The 1,134-nt window shown below is 48.7% G+C and carries 1 protein-coding gene and 1 pseudogene; both read left to right on the top strand.

The features are described from left to right. Positions 1 to 95 (top strand): annotated as a pseudogene (locus R7P67_RS25690) (anti-sigma factor antagonist); the annotation flags it as partial. Between the two features lie 26 nt (positions 96 to 121). Further along, a complete protein-coding gene (locus R7P67_RS25685) occupies positions 122 to 1,024 on the top strand; it encodes an OmpA family protein (protein ID WP_005491469.1) in 903 nt (300 codons plus the stop codon). The last annotated feature ends 110 nt before the right edge of the window (positions 1,025 to 1,134 follow it).

Genomic DNA, 1,134 nt, shown 5'->3' with positions numbered 1-1,134 from the left:
GCATGAGTATTGAAAACGTATCAGGTCAGCCATTAGAAATCATGAGCTTGCTTCGTATCAACCATGCCATTCCCGTCAATTCAAAAGGACACTAAAAATACCGGTTTAAACGGAGGTTGGCATGGTAAATCTAATACGACGAAGTGTAGTTAGCGGTCTCGTTGTCGGCATGTTTGGTTGTTCGTCATTTGATTATCCCGATCATGGTCAGGGTGGATTGGCGGAAAGCTATCAAGATATTTCGATTGAGAACTATCAGTTCTCGCCTGTGATGCCAGATGAACCATTGGGCCCAGAGCATGGATTGCGATTCGATTGGCAGTTGACCAAGCTTCATCTCGACGCTTTGATTCAAGAAGGCGCTCGTTGGTGCTTCCCTGCTGCAGTGGTGCAAGCACTCGAGAAGCAAAATCGCATTGCTCGTGAACTAGAAGGCGGTTTACTGCTTGATGCCGCCAATGACCTGGTCATCCAGCGTCGTCGATTAAACCAGCTTGAGCAGCAACTCGACTACGTACTTACGCAAACCACTTGCACGCCGCCGGACGACATCGATGCACTAAGGAATGACTTAAACATCGTCGCCGATATTTATGCGCTGCTCAACGTCGACAATCAGTTTGCCATTGATTCTGCGGAGATCAATCCGAAGTACATGGGACATTTGGCAGAAGCCGCTTATATTCTGCGCGACCACCCTGCTCTGTCTCTGGTTGTCACTGGCCATGCGGACGTCACGGGTACGCCTGAGCACAATAAAAAACTAGCACAGGAACGAGCCGAGCAAGTTAAACGATACTTAAGTGTGTTCGGTGTAACGTCAGACCGTGTACAAACCAAATCTGTTGGCGACACATTGCCTTTGTATGAGGGACAAACGCCAGCCGTGCGCCTAACCAACCGTCGTGTGAGCATCGAAGTTCTCAGCGCAAACTCTGATAGCAATGCGCCAAGTAATCACAATTTACCTAACAAAGGCAACATGCCAACGAGCGCAAGCGGTTCGATAGGAGGCGCGTTATGAGCATTTTCAAAACGTTTTTTGCCTTGTTCACGTTGTGCGTGCTCGCTTGGGTAACCCCTCTGCATGCCGCAGATAACGACACAGTAAAAGTTGGTGACTTAGTACAGATC

The sequence above is a fragment of the Vibrio sp. Vb0937 genome, from assembly GCF_033338855.1.
Note: the sequence above shows the minus strand (reverse complement) of the source record. Positions and strands in the feature narration are given on the sequence as shown.

What these genes read in the sequence shown, in the direction of transcription:
- R7P67_RS25685 (WP_005491469.1), top strand. Translation starts at nt 122, where the DNA reads ATGGTAAATCTAATACGACGAAGTGTAGTTAGCGGTCTCGTTGTCGGC.